The 14,931-nt window shown below is 66.8% G+C and carries 10 protein-coding genes; 4 read left to right on the top strand and 6 right to left on the bottom strand.

Annotation, left to right across the window (positions count from 1 at the left end; all coding sequences use genetic code 11):
- Positions 1-60 precede the first annotated feature (60 nt).
- Positions 61-1,899, bottom strand: coding sequence for a diguanylate cyclase domain-containing protein (locus IB229_RS06995; RefSeq protein WP_192326300.1), 1,839 nt, complete (start codon positions 1,897-1,899; stop codon positions 61-63).
- 172 nt (positions 1,900-2,071) lie between these two features.
- On the opposite strand from IB229_RS06995, the gene IB229_RS06990 reads away from it, so the two are divergent.
- Positions 2,072-4,384, top strand: a complete 2,313-nt coding sequence (locus IB229_RS06990; RefSeq protein ID WP_192326298.1) for a YgiQ family radical SAM protein — start codon at positions 2,072-2,074, stop codon at positions 4,382-4,384.
- Between the two features lie 98 nt (positions 4,385-4,482).
- Here the strand turns inward: IB229_RS06990 and IB229_RS06985 are convergent, their stop codons facing one another.
- Positions 4,483-4,887, bottom strand: coding sequence for a bacteriohemerythrin (locus tag IB229_RS06985; RefSeq protein ID WP_192326296.1), 405 nt, complete (start codon positions 4,885-4,887; stop codon positions 4,483-4,485).
- A 254-nt stretch (positions 4,888-5,141) separates the two neighbouring features.
- Between IB229_RS06985 and IB229_RS06980 the strand changes: the two genes are divergently transcribed.
- The 3 genes from IB229_RS06980 to IB229_RS06970 all read left to right on the top strand — a co-directional run bounded on the left by IB229_RS06980 (position 5,142) and on the right by IB229_RS06970 (position 12,002).
- Positions 5,142-8,441 (top strand): DUF2126 domain-containing protein, encoded by a 3,300-nt coding sequence (locus tag IB229_RS06980; protein ID WP_192326294.1) that lies wholly within the window; start codon positions 5,142-5,144, stop codon positions 8,439-8,441.
- Positions 8,442-8,595: 154 nt separating this feature from the next.
- The gene (locus IB229_RS06975) at positions 8,596-11,091 is read left to right on the top strand and encodes a circularly permuted type 2 ATP-grasp protein (RefSeq protein WP_192326292.1); all 2,496 of its coding nucleotides are present in this window, start codon (positions 8,596-8,598) and stop codon (positions 11,089-11,091) included.
- Entirely contained in the window at positions 11,088-12,002 is a 915-nt protein-coding gene (locus IB229_RS06970; protein ID WP_192326290.1) for a transglutaminase family protein, read from the top strand. The genes IB229_RS06975 and IB229_RS06970 overlap by 4 nt, the downstream gene beginning before the upstream one ends.
- Before the next feature lie 230 nt (positions 12,003-12,232).
- Here IB229_RS06970 and ppa read toward each other — a convergent pair whose 3' ends face one another.
- From ppa to IB229_RS06950, 4 genes are all read right to left on the bottom strand, one after another.
- Positions 12,233-12,760, bottom strand: coding sequence for an inorganic diphosphatase (gene ppa / locus IB229_RS06965; RefSeq protein ID WP_192326288.1), 528 nt, complete (start codon positions 12,758-12,760; stop codon positions 12,233-12,235).
- Positions 12,761-12,838: 78 nt separating this feature from the next.
- On the bottom strand, positions 12,839-13,678 hold the full coding sequence (locus IB229_RS06960; RefSeq protein WP_192326286.1) for a zinc-dependent peptidase: 840 nt from the start codon (positions 13,676-13,678) through the stop codon (positions 12,839-12,841).
- Positions 13,679-13,682: 4 nt separating this feature from the next.
- Entirely contained in the window at positions 13,683-14,339 is a 657-nt protein-coding gene (locus IB229_RS06955) for a DedA family protein (RefSeq protein ID WP_192326284.1), read from the bottom strand.
- A 93-nt stretch (positions 14,340-14,432) separates the two neighbouring features.
- A complete protein-coding gene (locus IB229_RS06950; protein WP_192326282.1) occupies positions 14,433-14,882 on the bottom strand; it encodes a GNAT family N-acetyltransferase in 450 nt (149 codons plus the stop codon).
- Positions 14,883-14,931: the final 49 nt, after the last annotated feature.

Raw genomic sequence — 14,931 nt, 5'->3', positions numbered from 1 at the left:
GCTCGCGCGGCGTTCGGGCGCGGGCTGATGGAGGCCCATCAGCCCCGCTTATGTCCGGGCTCAGCTGCCCAGCAGGACGAAGCCCGAGCGGCCCTGCTGCTTGGCGCGGTACAGCGCCTCGTCCGCCACCTTGTACAGCGCGGCGAACTGCCCGGCGTGCTGCGGGTAGAGGGCGACGCCGATGCTGATGGTTACCACCAGCGAGGTGTCGCGGTAGGTCACCGGCAGCGCCAGTTCGCGCAGCAGCCGTTCGGCGACCTCGCGGGCATTGCCTTCGGCGTTCGGGCCGCTGACCAGCACGGCGAACTCGTCGCCGCCGAGGCGCGCCACCAGGTCGTTGACGCGCACCTGCTCGCGCAGGCGCTGGGCGATGGTGCGCAGCATCAGGTCGCCGGCGTCGTGGCCGTGGGTGTCGTTGATCGGCTTGAAGTGGTCGAGGTCGATCAGCAGCAGGGCGACGGATTCGCCACGGCGCTCGGCATCGGCCAGGGCCGCGTCGACCCGCTCGATCAGGTAGCGACGGTTCGGCAGTTCGGTCAGGGCATCGTGGTAGGCCGCGGTTTCCAGTTCGCGCTCGCGTTCGCTGAGGCGCTGGTTGGCCTCGGCCAGTTCGGCGGTGCGCAGGGTCACGGCGGCCTGCAGGTCATCGGCGCTGGCCTGCACCTGGGCCAGGCGCGCGGTCTTCTCGCGGTCGGCGCGCTGCAGGGCCTCGGCGGCTTCCTGTTTGAGCAACTGGATGCGGTAGGCGAGGGCGAAGGAGAACATGATCGATTCGGCCGCCACCGCCACCGGGAACACGTAGGAGTTCCACGGTGCTGGCTGGATCACGCCGGTGGCGCGCAGCAGGAGCAGGTTGACGCTGCCGAGGATCATGCCGAAGCCGCCGAGGTAGAGCAGCGCCGGGAAGTAGCCCTGGCGCCAGCGGCGGAACGACGACCACAGCGAGGCGGGGATGGCGGTGAGTGCCAGCACCACGAAGACCCAGGCGCCAACCGCGCGCAGGCCGAAGGCGTTGCTGACCACGGCGATCACGTAGAGCACGCAGGCGAAGGTTAGCAGGTGATGCGCCCAGGGCACGAAGCGGCGGGTCTGTAGCAGGGTCTGGGTGAAGCGGCAGGCGCTGAAGCCCCACAGCGCCGGGATGCTGATGCGATCGAGCCAGAACGGCACCGGGCCGTCCGGCCACAGGTACTGGAAGCCGTGGCCGGTCATCGCCAGGATCATCAGCAATGCGCCGGTGGTGGTCAGCACGTACCAGAAGTAGGCGGCGTCGCGCAGGCTGAAGAATATGAACAGGTTGTACAGCAGCATGGCGAAGATCACGCCATAGACCAGGCCGAGGAACAGGTTTTCCCAGGTGGCCAGGGTACGGATGTCGTCCAGTTGCCAGGCCTTGAGCGGGAAGGCGTTGCCGGCCGGGTCGTAGGTGCGCAGGTAGAAGGTCAGCGGCGCCTGTTCGCTCAGTTCCGGCAGGCGCAGGAGGATGCGTCGGTAGGGGTGGTCGCGGCCCGTGGCGAAGCTGGTGGACTCGGCGGACAGGCGTTCGTGCCAGCCGCCCTGGCCGTCGGGCAGGTACAGGCGCATGTCCTTGAGGGTCACCGAGGCGACTTCCAGCCACCACTGCGCCGGGGCGCCCGCGCTGCGCTGCAGGGTGACCTTGATCCACCAGGGACTGCGGCTCTGGCCGACGCTGGCCTTGCCGTTGGCCGGCGTGAAGCGTGCCTGCACGTCTGGCGTGTCGAGGTCGCCGATGCTCAGCTGCGCGCCGCGGTCTTCGAGGAGTTCGATGCTGTCGTTGAGGCTGCGGCCGCTGTCTCCGGGGCCAAGGTGCAGCGAGTCGGCATTGGCCGTGCCGAGGGTGCACAGGCTGACGAGAAGGAAAAGGATGATGGAGCGCACGCGGGAAGTACTCCTGACGCCGGAGCTTTGTGGTTTTTTTGCGAAGTATACCGGCTGGCTGGCGCCTGGCGAGCCGGCTGTCGTATCGAATAAAGACCGTGCGCAGCGGTCGGACTTGTTCATTTTTTGTGCTATATTTCGCGCCCCGTGAAACGCCCGTTGATCAAAAAATATGCAAGCCGCCAAGCCGCTGTTCGATTATCCCAAGTACTGGGCCGAATGTTTCGGACCCGCACCCTTCCTGCCGATGAGCCGGGAAGAGATGGATCAGCTCGGCTGGGATTCCTGCGACATCATCATCGTCACGGGTGACGCGTACGTCGATCACCCGTCGTTCGGCATGGCGATCATCGGCCGCCTGCTGGAGGCCCAGGGCTTCCGCGTCGGCATCATCGCCCAGCCCAACTGGCAGTCGAAAGACGATTTCATGAAGCTTGGCGAGCCCAACCTGTTCTTCGGCGTCGCCGCCGGCAACATGGACTCGATGATCAACCGCTACACCGCGGACAAGAAGATCCGTTCCGACGACGCCTACACACCCGGCGGCCTGGCGGGCAAGCGCCCGGATCGCGCCAGCCTGGTGTACAGCCAGCGCTGCAAGGAAGCCTACAAGCACGTGCCGATCGTGCTCGGCGGCATCGAGGCCTCCCTGCGCCGCATCGCGCATTACGACTACTGGCAGGACAAGGTCCGCCACTCGATCCTGATCGACGCCTGCGCCGATATCCTGCTCTACGGCAACGCCGAGCGCGCCGTGGTCGAGATCGCCCAGCGCCTGGCCTACGGGCAGAAGATCGAAGACATCTCGGACATCCGCGGCACCGCCTTCATCCGTCGCGACACGCCGCAGGGCTGGTTCGAGATCGACTCCACGCGTATCGACCGACCGGGCAAGATCGACAAGATCATCAACCCCTACGTCAACACGCAGGACACCCAGGCCTGTGCCATCGAGCAGGAAAAAGGGCCGGTCGAGGACCCCAACGAAGCCAAGGTCGTGCAGCTGCTGCCGAGCCCCAAGCTGACCCGTGACAAGACCGTGATCCGCCTGCCGTCGTTCGAGAAGGTGCGCAACGACCCGGTGCTCTACGCCCACGCCAACCGCGTGCTGCACCTGGAAACCAACCCGGGCAACGCCCGCGCGCTGGTGCAGAAGCATGGCGAAGTCGACGTGTGGTTCAACCCGCCACCCATCCCAATGACCACCGAGGAAATGGACTACGTGTTCGGCATGCCCTATGCGCGCGTGCCGCACCCGGCGTACGGCAAGGAGAAGATCCCGGCCTACGACATGATCCGTTTCTCGGTGAACATCATGCGTGGCTGCTTTGGCGGCTGTACGTTCTGCTCGATCACCGAGCACGAGGGGCGGATCATCCAGAACCGCTCCCACGACTCGATCATTCGCGAGATCGAGGAGATGCGCGACAAGGTGCCGGGCTTCACCGGCGTGGTCTCCGACCTCGGCGGGCCGACCGCCAACATGTACCGCATCGCCTGCAAGGATCCGGAAATCGAGCGCCATTGCCGCAAGCCGTCGTGCGTGTTCCCGGGCATCTGCGAGAACCTGAATACCGACCACAGCTCGCTCATCGAGCTGTACCGCAAGGCCCGCGCGCTGCCGGGGGTGAAGAAGATCCTGATCGCCTCGGGCCTGCGCTACGACCTCGCCGTCGAGTCGCCGGAGTACGTCAAGGAACTGGTTACCCACCACGTCGGTGGCTACCTGAAGATCGCCCCGGAACACACCGAGCGCGGTCCGCTGGACAAGATGATGAAGCCGGGTATCGGCAGCTACGACACCTTCAAGCGCATGTTCGAGAAGTACTCGAAGGAAGCGGGCAAGGAGCAGTACCTGATCCCGTACTTCATCGCCGCGCACCCGGGCACCACCGACGAGGACATGATGAACCTCGCCCTGTGGCTCAAGCGCAACGACTTCCGCGCCGACCAGGTGCAGGCTTTCTACCCGTCGCCGATGGCCACTGCCACGGCCATGTACCACTCGGGCAAGAACCCGTTGCGCAAGGTCACCTACAAGAGTGACGGCGTCGATATCGTCAAGAGCGAGGCGCAGCGCCGCCTGCACAAGGCCTTCCTGCGTTACCACGACCCGAAGGGCTGGCCGATGCTGCGCGAGGCGCTGGAGCGCATGGGCCGCAGCGACCTGATCGGCAACGGCAAGCACCAGCTGATCCCGACCTTCCAGCCGAAGACCGACGAGTACCAGAGCGCGCGGCGCAAGAACTCGACCCCGGCCGGCAGCAAGAAGGTCGCCGGCAACGGTGGCGGGCAGGGGGGCGGCAAGATCCTCACCCAGCACACCGGCCTGCCGCCGCGTGGCAGTGACGGCAGCAACCCGTGGGACAAGCGCGAAGAAGCCAAGGCCGCCGCCCAGGCGCGCAACCAGGCCGCCGCCAGGGCGCGTGCGGGCGAGAAGGGCGGCAAGAAGAAATCCGGCAAGCGCCCCGTCGCACCACGCTGATCGCCGCGTCTGACGTGCACCGTCCGAGCTCGCAGAGGCTCCTCGTTGCACACGGCGCACGTCTCGACAGGTATGCGCACCACGCAGGCTCGTACCGGCTAACCGGCGCCGTGGCTGCGGAAGTGACCGACGTACGCCTTGTCGACCTTGAGGATGTGGTGGATCAGCCACTCCTTGAGCAGCTCCAGCGCCTCCATGCCCACCGCTTCGCCCTGCTCGTGACGACTGAGCAGCGACATCACCTGGCTGCTGAACAGGTTGTGCTGGGCCAGATGCGCCTCGCTGTGCGGGTAGTCCGAACGGATGAACAGCGTCTCCTCGACGATGAAGTGATTCATCGTGTAGTCCATCAGGCCTTCCAGCAGCTCACCGATCTGCGCGGGTTGCGCTGAACCCTGCATGGCGTCGTGCAGCGCGTTGGTCTGGTCGACCAGCCAGCGGTGCTGCTCATCGATCTCGGCAATGCCGACCTGCAATTCCTCCGTCCACGGCATGAAGGCCATGCTGCACGCTCCTTGTTGTTGGTGTGTCGCGGCATCTTCCAGACTGGCGAAGAAGCGTCCTTGACCGGCATCAACGATTGCGCGCATTGCCGTTCGGCAGGCCGGCGCCATTTTTGTGCGGCCGATGGTGCGGTGTCGACGGCCAGCCCTGTTATGGTGCGTGGGTAATTGGCAAGACGCGGGAAACCGCGAAAAAGGCGCTGGCATAACTCTTGCGCAGCTCAGGTATCGTCCAGGCTCGCAGGAGGCCCGCCGTGTCGATTCATGTCGCACTGCACCATGTCACCCATTACCGCTACGACCGCCTGGTCAACCTCGGGCCGCAGATCGTCCGCCTGCGCCCGGCGCCGCACAGCCGTACGCGCATTCTCTCCTATGCCCTGAGCGTCGAGCCGGGCGAGCACTTCATCAACTGGCAGCAGGACCCGCAGGGCAACTACCTGGCGCGTCTGGTGTTCCCGGAAAAGACCCGCGAGCTGAAGGTCGCCGTCGACCTGGTCGCCGAGATGGCGGTGTTCAACCCGTTCGATTTCTTTCTCGAGCCCTATGCCGAGAAGATCCCCTTCGCCTACACCGCCGGTGAGCAGCGCGAGCTGGCGCCGTACCTGGTCAAGCTGCCTGCCGGCGCGCTGTTCGCCGACTACCTCGCCGGCATCCCGCGCCAGCCGCTGGCCAGCGTGGATTTCCTGGTCGCGCTGAACCAGCGCCTGTCGGCCGATATCGGCTACCTGATCCGCATGGAGCCGGGCGTGCAGACGCCCGAGGAAACCCTGGAGAAGGCTTCCGGCTCGTGCCGCGACTCGGCCTGGCTGCTGGTGCAGCTATTCCGCCACCTGGGCCTGGCCGCGCGCTTCGTCTCCGGCTACCTGATCCAGCTCACCGCCGACGTGAAATCCCTCGACGGTCCCAGCGGTACCGAGGTCGATTTCACCGACCTGCACGCCTGGTGCGAGGTATACCTGCCCGGCGCCGGCTGGATCGGCCTCGACCCGACCTCGGGCCTGTTCGCCGGCGAAGGTCATATCCCGCTGGCCTGCAGCCCGGAGCCCTCTTCGGCAGCGCCGATCAGCGGCGGCGTCGACGAGTGCGAAGTGGAGTTTGGCCACGAGATGCGCATCGAGCGCATCTGGGAAGCGCCGCGCGTGACCAAGCCCTACAGCGAGGAGCAGTGGCAGGAGATCGTCGCGCTCGGCCAATGCATCGACGACGACCTCGAGCGCCAGGATGTGCGCCTGACCATGGGCGGCGAGCCGACCTTCGTCGCAATCGATTACCCCGACGACGGCGAGTGGAATACCGATGCCCAGGGGCCGAACAAGCGGCGCCTGGCCGGCGAACTGTTCCACCGCCTGCGCGAGCATTACGCGCCGAACGCGCTGGTGCATTTCGGCCAGGGCAAGTGGTACCCCGGCGAGCAACTGCCACGCTGGTCGCTGAACTGCTTCTGGCGCAAGGATGGCGAGCCGATCTGGCAGGACGCTGCACTGTACGCCGACGAATCGCGCTACTACGGCGCCGATGCGCGCCTGGCCGGGCGCTTCCTCAACACCCTGGCCGGGCACCTCGGGCTGTGCGCCGAGCACGTGTTCCCTGCCTACGAGGACTGGCTCTACTACCTGTGGCGCGAACGCCGCCTGCCGGCCAACGTCACCCCGGATGATCCGCGCCTGGCCGACCCGCTGGAGCGCGAACGCCTGCGCAAGGTGTTCAGCCGCGGCGTCGGCGATGTGGTCGGGCATATCCTGCCGCTGGCGCGTAGCGAGAAGGGCGAGCAGTGGCAGAGCGGGCGCTGGTTCCTGCGGGATGAATACTGCCGGCTGATCCCTGGCGACTCGCCACTGGGCTATCGCCTGCCGCTGGACTCGCAGCCCTGGGTCAGCGAATTCGATTACCCCTACGTACAACCGCAGGACCCGAACCAGACATTCGCGCCGCTGCCGCGTCGGCAGCAGATCCAGCGCCAGCTGCGCACGCCGCTGTTCCCCCATGCCCGTCAGGAAGTGGCCGAGCAGAAGGCCCCGGAACCTTTCGAGTCGGCCGCCGGGGTGATCCGCACCGCGCTGTGCGCCGAGCCGCGCGATGGTCGGCTGTACCTGTTCATGCCGCCGCTGACACGCCTGGAGGATTACCTGGAGCTGGTCGCAGCCATCGAGGCGACCGCCAGCGAGCTGCGTTGCCCGGTGGTGATGGAGGGCTACGAGCCGCCGAGCGACCCGCGCCTGCAGTACTTCCGCGTGACCCCGGACCCGGGCGTGATCGAAGTGAATATCCACCCGGCGGCGAGCTGGGACGATCTGGTCGAACGCACCGAATTCCTCTACGAGGCGGCGCGGCAGACGCGCCTGTCCAGCGAGAAATTCATGATCGACGGGCGTCACACCGGCACCGGCGGCGGCAACCACTTCGTCCTCGGCGGCGCCACGCCGGGCGATTCGCCGTTCCTGCGCCGCCCGGACCTGCTGCGCAGCCTGATCAGCTACTGGCACAACCATCCTTCGCTGTCCTACCTGTTCAGCGGCCAGTTCATCGGCCCGACCTCGCAGGCGCCGCGTGTCGACGAGGCGCGCAACGACGCGCTCTACGAACTGGAAGTGGCCTTTGCGCAGATGCCCGAGCCGGGCCGCGACTGCCCGCCGTGGCTGGTCGACCGCCTGCTGCGCAACTTGCTGGTGGACGTCACCGGCAACACCCACCGCGCCGAGTTCTGCATCGACAAGCTGTACTCGCCGGACAGCGCCAGTGGCCGTCTCGGCCTGCTCGAGCTGCGCGCCTTCGAGATGCCGCCCCATGCACGCATGAGCCTGGCCCAGCAGGTGCTGCTGCGCGGCCTGGTCGCGCGCTTCTGGGACGAACCCTACCGCCCGGCCAAACTGGCGCGCTGGGGCACCGAGCTGCACGACCGCTTCCTCCTGCCGCACTTCATCGAGCAGGACTTCAGCGACGTGCTGCATGAGCTGAATGTGTTTGGCTATCCCGTGCGCGCCGAGTGGTTCGCGCCGCACTTCGAGTTCCGCTTTCCCAAGGTCGGCGACTATCAGGTCAAGGGCATCGACCTGGAACTGCGCCAGGCCCTTGAGCCTTGGCACGTGCTGGGCGAGGAGGGCGCGCCGGGCGGCACCGTGCGCTACGTCGACTCGTCGCTGGAACGCATGCAGGTGCGCCTCGACGGCCTGGCCCCGGACCGCTACGTGCTGACCTGCAACGGCGTGCCAGTGCCGTTGCAGCCCACCGGCAAGGTTGGCGAGTTCGTCGGTGGCGTGCGCTACCGTGCCTGGCAGCCGCCGAACTGCCTGCAGCCGACCATCGGCGTGCACGCGCCGCTGGTGTTCGACATCGTCGATACCTGGATGAGTCGCTCGCTGGGCGGTTGCCAGTATCATGTCGCCCACCCGGGCGGGCGCAATTACGAAACCCTGCCGGTCAACGCCTACGAGGCGGAAAGCCGGCGCCTGGCGCGCTTCTTCCGTCTGGGCCACACCCCGGGCACACTGAGCGTCGCCGAGCCCATTCATAATAATGAACTGCCGATGACGCTGGATCTGCGTAGAAGTTGATTGCCACCCTGCAGGGGCTCGCATGCTACGGCCCGGCACCCCGCCAGCCGTAGGCTGCGCGGGCACCCTGCAGGCTGATTTGCGGCCTTGAAGGCCCGCAGCAAACTGACTTCTACAAGAAACGTGCTTTCAGCGCCTGATACTGAGCCTTGCCATGCCTGACCTGCTTGCCGATTACCCGCAGACCGATGCGGCCTATCACGAACTGCTCGACGCCCGCGGCGGCATCCGCTCGCACTGGCGGCGCCTGTTCGAGCAGTTGCAGCGCAGCAGCCCGGCACAGTTGCAGCAGCGTCAGGACCTGCTGACCCGGCAGATCCAGGAAAACGGCGTGACCTACAACGTCTATGCCGACCCCGAGGGCGCTGATCGCCCGTGGGAGCTGGACCTGCTGCCCAACATCATCCCTGCCGACGAGTGGCAGCAGATCGCCGCTGGCGTGGCCCAGCGCGCCGGCCTGCTGAACAGCGTACTGGCCGACCTCTACGGCCCGCAGCAACTGATCGCCGATGGCCTGCTGCCGACCGAGCTGGTGTTCGGCCACGACAACTTCCTCTGGCCCTGCCAGGGTATCCAGCCTCCGGGCGGCACCTTCCTGCACCTGTATGCCGTCGATCTGGCGCGGGCGCCGGACGGCCGCTGGTGGGTCACCGCCGACCGCACCCAGGCACCTTCCGGCGCCGGTTACGCCCTGGAAAACCGCCAGATCGTCTCGCGCGCGTTTCCCGAGCTGTACCGCGATCTGCGCGTGCAGTACCTGGCCGGTTTCTTCCGCACCCTGCAGGACACCCTGGCGCGGCAGGCGCCGGTGGAGGGCGACGAGTCGCCGCTGGTGGTGCTGCTGACGCCGGGGCGCTTCAACGAAAGCTATTTCGAACACCTGTACCTGGCGCGCCAGCTCGGCTACCCGCTGGTCGAAGGCAGCGACCTGACCGTGCGCGACGCCACTGTCTACCTCAAGACCCTGGCCGGCCTGCGCCGGGTGCACGCGGTGCTGCGCCGGCTGGACGACGACTTCTGCGACCCGCTGGAACTGCGCACCGACTCCGCCCTCGGCGTGCCTGGCCTGCTCGAGGCCGTGCGCCAGGGCCGCGTGCTGGTGGCCAACGCGCTGGGCAGCGGTGTGCTGGAGTCGCCGGGCCTACCGGGTTTCCTGCCGGCCATTGCGGAAAAAATCTTGGGTGAAGCGTTGCTCCTGCCGAGCATCGCCAGTTGGTGGTGCGGCGAGCCGCCGGTGCTGGAAGAGGCGCTGAGCAAGCTCGACGAGCTGCTGGTGCGGCCGAGTTTCCCTTCGCAGAGCTTCGCCCCGCAGTTTGGTCGCGACCTCGACGAAGCGCAGCGCGCCGCCCTGGCCGAACGCCTGCGTGCGCGGCCCTACGCCTATGTGGCACAGGCCCTGGCGCAACTCTCGCAGGCGCCGATCTGGCAGGCCGAGGAGGGCCGCTTGCAGCCCCGGGCCATCGGCATGCGCGTGTTCGCCGTGGCCAGTGCCGAGGGTTATCGCGTGTTGCCCGGCGGTCTGACCCGCGTGGCGGCCGAAGCCGATGCCGAGGTGGTGTCAATGCAGCGCGGCGGGGCGAGCAAGGACACTTGGGTGCTCGGCGAGCGGCATGCCGGCGGCGAGCCCTGGCAATGGCTGCGACCGCTGGGTGTGGCCGACCTGGTGCGCAGTGACCCCTATCTGCCGTCGCGGGTGGTGGAGAACCTGTTCTGGTTCGGCCGCTACAGCTCGCGTTGCGAGGACGGTGCCCGCCTGCTGCGGATCATGCTGGCGCGCTACGTCGACGACGATGACGACCCCCAGGCCTTGCAGACCGCCCTCGGCCTTGGCGAGCGCCTCGGCCTGCTGCCCGATGCCAGCGAGGGCGAGCTGGAAGAGCGCCTGTTGCAGGCCGTGCTCGGTGCCGAGTGGCCGGCCAGCCTGCGTGCCAACCTGCAACGCCTGCAGTGGGCCGCCGGTAGCGTGCGCGGCAAGCTCTCGCGGGAGAACTGGCAGGCGCTGATCGAACTGCAGCGCGAGGCTCAGGCCCTGGAAGCGCAGCAGGCTGATCTCGGCGAGCTGCTGGATTTTCTCAACCGCTTGCTGATGTCCCTGGCGGCGCTGTCCGGCTTTGCCCTCGACGACATGACCCGCGACGACGGCTGGCGCTTCCTCGTGCTGGGCCGTTGCATCGAGCGCCTGCAGTTCCTCGCCGAAAGCATCGCCGACTTCCTGCGCAGCCAGGCCGTGCACGATCAGTCGGCGCTGGAGTGGCTGCTGGAACTGGGCAACAGCAGCATTACCTACCGCACTCGCTATCTGGCCTCGGCACAGCTGATCCCGGTGCTCGACCTGCTCCTGCTCGACGAGCAGAACCCCCACGCCGTGCTGTTCCAGCTGCGTATGCTGCTGCGCTCGCTGGAGCGCCTGGGCGAGAGCTTCGAGTTCGTCGCCGACAGCCGCCTGGGCGAACTGGAAGAGCGGCTCTGCGCCTTCAACCTGGGTAGCCTGGAGAACCCGCTGTTCGGCCAGGCCGGCATCCGCGCCGTGCTCGGCGGCCTGGCCGACCTGCTGCTGCAGATCGCCGCGAGCGCCGGCGAGGTGTCCGATCAACTGGCGCTGCGTTTCTTCGTGCATGTGGACGCCAGCCGCGGGACGCTTTCGTCATGAGCAGGGCGCACTATCAGGTGCTCCACGACACCCACTACCGCTACTCGGCGCCGGTTTCCCTGGCCCAGCAGCTGGCCCACCTGTGGCCGCGCGAATGCACCTGGCAGCGCTGCCTGGAGCGCCACCTGACGGTGACCCCGCAGCCGACGCGGCGCCTGGATGGCCTCGATGTGTTCGGCAACCCGTTGACCCGGCTGGCCTTCGAGCGCCCGCATGACGAGCTGCGGGTGATCGCCTGCCTGCGTGTCGAGGTGCTGGCGCGCGAAGGCCTGGAATTGGCCGACTCACCGGCCTGGGAGGCGGTGATCGCCGGGCTGCGCTACGCCGGTCAGGCGGTCGCTGCCGAGCAGCTGGAGGCGGCGCGCTATCGATTCCAGTCGCCGTACGTGCACCTCAAACAGGTCTTCGTTGAGTTCGCTGCCGAGGCCTTCGTGCCGGGTCGGCCGCTCTTGCTGGCAGTGCGCGCGCTGATGCAGAAGATCTTCGATGAATTCACCTTCGACGCCGAAGCCACCCAGGTGGCGACGCCGCTGGTGGAAGTGCTGGAGCGCCGCCGCGGCGTGTGCCAGGACTTCGCCCACCTGATGCTCGCCTGCCTACGCTCGCAGGGCCTCTCGGCGCGCTACGTCAGTGGCTACCTGCTGACCCAGCCGCCACCCGGCCAACCGCGCCTAATCGGTGCCGACGCCTCGCACGCCTGGGTCTCGGTGTACTGCCCGCGCAACGGCTGGGTCGACTTCGACCCGACCAACAACCTGCTGCCGGCGCTGGAGCACATCACCCTCGGCTGGGGCCGCGACTTCGCCGACGTCTCGCCCCTGCGTGGGGTCATCCTCGGCGGCGGCAGCCACGACCCTGAGGTCAAGGTCACGGTCATGCCGCTGGGCGAGCCGTTGCAGGTCGCTGGCTGAGCTTCTGATCCGAAGTCGCCGGGAGTAACGCCGTGCTTTGCATGGGGCTCTGGTGAGTGCTTGGTGCAGCCTACGGCTTCGCGCCGCTTGTAGGGGGCGGGGATGAGGGCTCAGGCCATGCACCTGGCTGGCTGCCTCATGCACTTTCGGCGATATGGCGCAGCGAAAACAGCAAATCGCAGGCAATAAAAAGGCCGGCTTGTGGCCGGCCTTCAGGGGGTGGTATTGGCTTATTTTTGGTAAGCCGCAACCGCCTTCAGAATTGCTTGGCGGGCTTCGTCAGCGTTGCCCCAACCTTCGACCTTGACCCATTTGCCTTTCTCGAGATCCTTGTAGTTCTCGAAGAAGTGCTTGATCTGCTCGATCAGCAGCGGAGGCAGGTCGGTGTATTCCTGTACGTCTTTGTAGATGGTGCTCAGCTTGTCGTGCGGCACGGCGATCAGTTTGGCGTCGCCGCCGGCTTCGTCGGTCATGTTCAGCACGCCAACAGGGCGGCAGCGGATGACCGAGCCCGGCGCGACCGGGTACGGGGTCACGACCAGCACGTCGAGGGGGTCGCCGTCATCAGCCAGGGTGTGCGGGATGAAACCGTAGTTGGCCGGGTAGAACATCGGGGTGGCCATGAAGCGATCGACGAACAGGCAGTCGGTGTCGTGATCGATTTCGTATTTGATCGGCGCGTGGTTGGCCGGAATCTCGATGGCGACGTAGATGTCGTTAGGCACGTCTTTGCCGGCCGGGACTTTGCTGTAGCTCATGGTGGGCACCCCAGGGTTGGGCCAAAAAAAGTGGGCGGATTATAGGCACATTCCGCCGGCGTTACTACGCCCAGCGGCTCAGCCTTTGGTCGTGGCTTGCTCGTCGTCGCGCGTCTGCTGGTAGTCCGGGTGTTCGGCCTGCAGGCGCAAAAGGCGCTGCAGCGGGTCCTGGCGGTAGAAGGCGGCGAGCTGGGTGTAGACCGCGGGAAACGCGTCGCGGAGCAGGTCCGGCGCGCTGAAGAAGTACTCGCTGGTGACGGCGAAGAACTCCGCCGGGTTCTCTGCTGCATAGGGATCGATCGCGGTCTGCGCGTCGGGATTGGCGTCGAGCGTGGTGTTCATCGCGTCGTAGGCCTGTTGCATGGCACTGGCCCAGGCTTCGATGTGCATGCTGCGGTGCAGCGGCGGCAGGCCGTTGGCGTCGCCGTTGAGCATGTCCAGCTTGTGTGCCAGCTCGTGGATCACCAGGTTGTAGGCGTCCCAGCCGCCACTGGCCTGCACGCCGGGCCAGGCGAGGATGACCGGGCCCTGCAGCCAGGCTTCGCCGCTGTGTTCGCCGTCCCACTCGTGCTCCACGCCGCTGGCATCGCGGTGGCGCTGCGGGCTGACGAAGTCGTCCGGGTACAGCAGCACTTCGTGGAAGCCCTGGTACCAGTTGAGGTCGGCCAGGTGCAGCAGCGGCAGCTCGGCCAGCGCCGCGAGGCTCAGGCGGTCTTCCAGGCTCAACTCGACGCCGGGCAGGGCGGTCAGGTGCTTGGCATGCAGGAACAGCACGGCGCGTTCGAACAGGCGCTGTAGCTCCGCCTCATCCAGTCCGTCGAGGATCGCCAGGCGTTCGCGCACCACGGCCCAGTGTGCGGCGGTGTAGGGCGCACGGGCGAGGATGCGCTGGCGGCGCCAGGCACGCAGGGACCACATGCTGTCAGCGGGCCGGGTCGGCGGCGTGCGGCGCGCCGAGCGAGTGGCGAATCACGCCGATGAGCATCGGCAGCAGCGACAGGAGAATCACCGCGACGATCATGAACGTCAGGTTGTGCTTGATGAACGGCACGTTGCCGAAGAAAAAGCCCAGGCTGACCAGGCCGCCAACCCAGAGCAAGGTGCCGGCGATGCTGAAGCAGAGAAAGCGCGGGTAGTGCATCTTGCCGATGCCGGCGACGAAGGGGGCGAAGGTGCGCAGCAGCGGCAGGAAGCGCGCCAGGGTCACCGTCTTGCCGCCGTGGCGGGCGTAGAAGTCCTGGGCGCGCAGCAGGTGGTCGCGGCGGAAGATCCGTGAGTTCGGCTTGTTGAACAGCCGTTCACCGCTGCCGCGGCCGATCAGGTAGTTGAGGCTGTCGCCGGCGATGGCCGCGATCATCAGCAGAGCCGCGAGGACGAAGGGGTCGAGGCTGCCGCTGGCGGACATGGCGCCGGCGATGAACAGCAGGGTGTCGCCCGGCAGGAACGGCATCACCACCAGGCCGGTCTCGCAGAAGACTACTGCGAACAGGATCGCGTAGATCCAGGTGCCGTAGCTGCTGACCAGCAGGGTCAGGTAGCTGTCGAGGTGCAGGATCAGGTCGAGCGGGTTGAGGTCCATTGGACACCAGGCATGAATCCGGAGCGGCAGTATAACGCCCGCGCGCCCCGCATCAGCCAGCGCCTCGTGGTCGACCGCCGAGGCTCGGGGGAATCAGTCCAGCGGCAGGACGAAGTTCTTGAACTCGGTGTCTTCGCGGAAACCGATCGACTCGTAGGTCTTGTGTGCGGTCTCGAAGTTGATGCTGGAGGCGACGCGCATGCGCACGGCGTTGGTGCTCTTGGCCATCTGCTTGGCGGTCTGCAGCAGGCGGTCGGCGACCAGCATGCGGCGGGCGTCCTCGGCGACGAAGATGTCGTTGAGGATCCATACGCGCTTGAGCGACAGCGAGGAGTAGCTAGGGAACAGCTGGCAGTAGCCCAGGGCCTTGTCTTCGTCATCGGCCAGCGCCAGGTAGATCACCGACTCTTTGCGCTTGAGGCGGTTTTCCAGAAACTTGCGCGAGGAGTCCGGCAGCGGCAGTTCGCCATAGAACTCGCGGTACTTGATGAACAGCGGGGTCAACAGGTCCAGGTGCTCCAGGGTGGCTTGGACGATGCGCATGGCGGGCCTCGGCGTCTGTGGAGAGAGGGGCTGGCGTTGCAGGTGTTGT

This window comes from Pseudomonas sp. PDM14, from assembly GCF_014851905.1.
Classification (GTDB): domain Bacteria; phylum Pseudomonadota; class Gammaproteobacteria; order Pseudomonadales; family Pseudomonadaceae; genus Aquipseudomonas.
The sequence above is the reverse complement of the archived record's forward strand: the minus strand, read 5'-3'. Positions and strand labels throughout refer to the sequence as shown.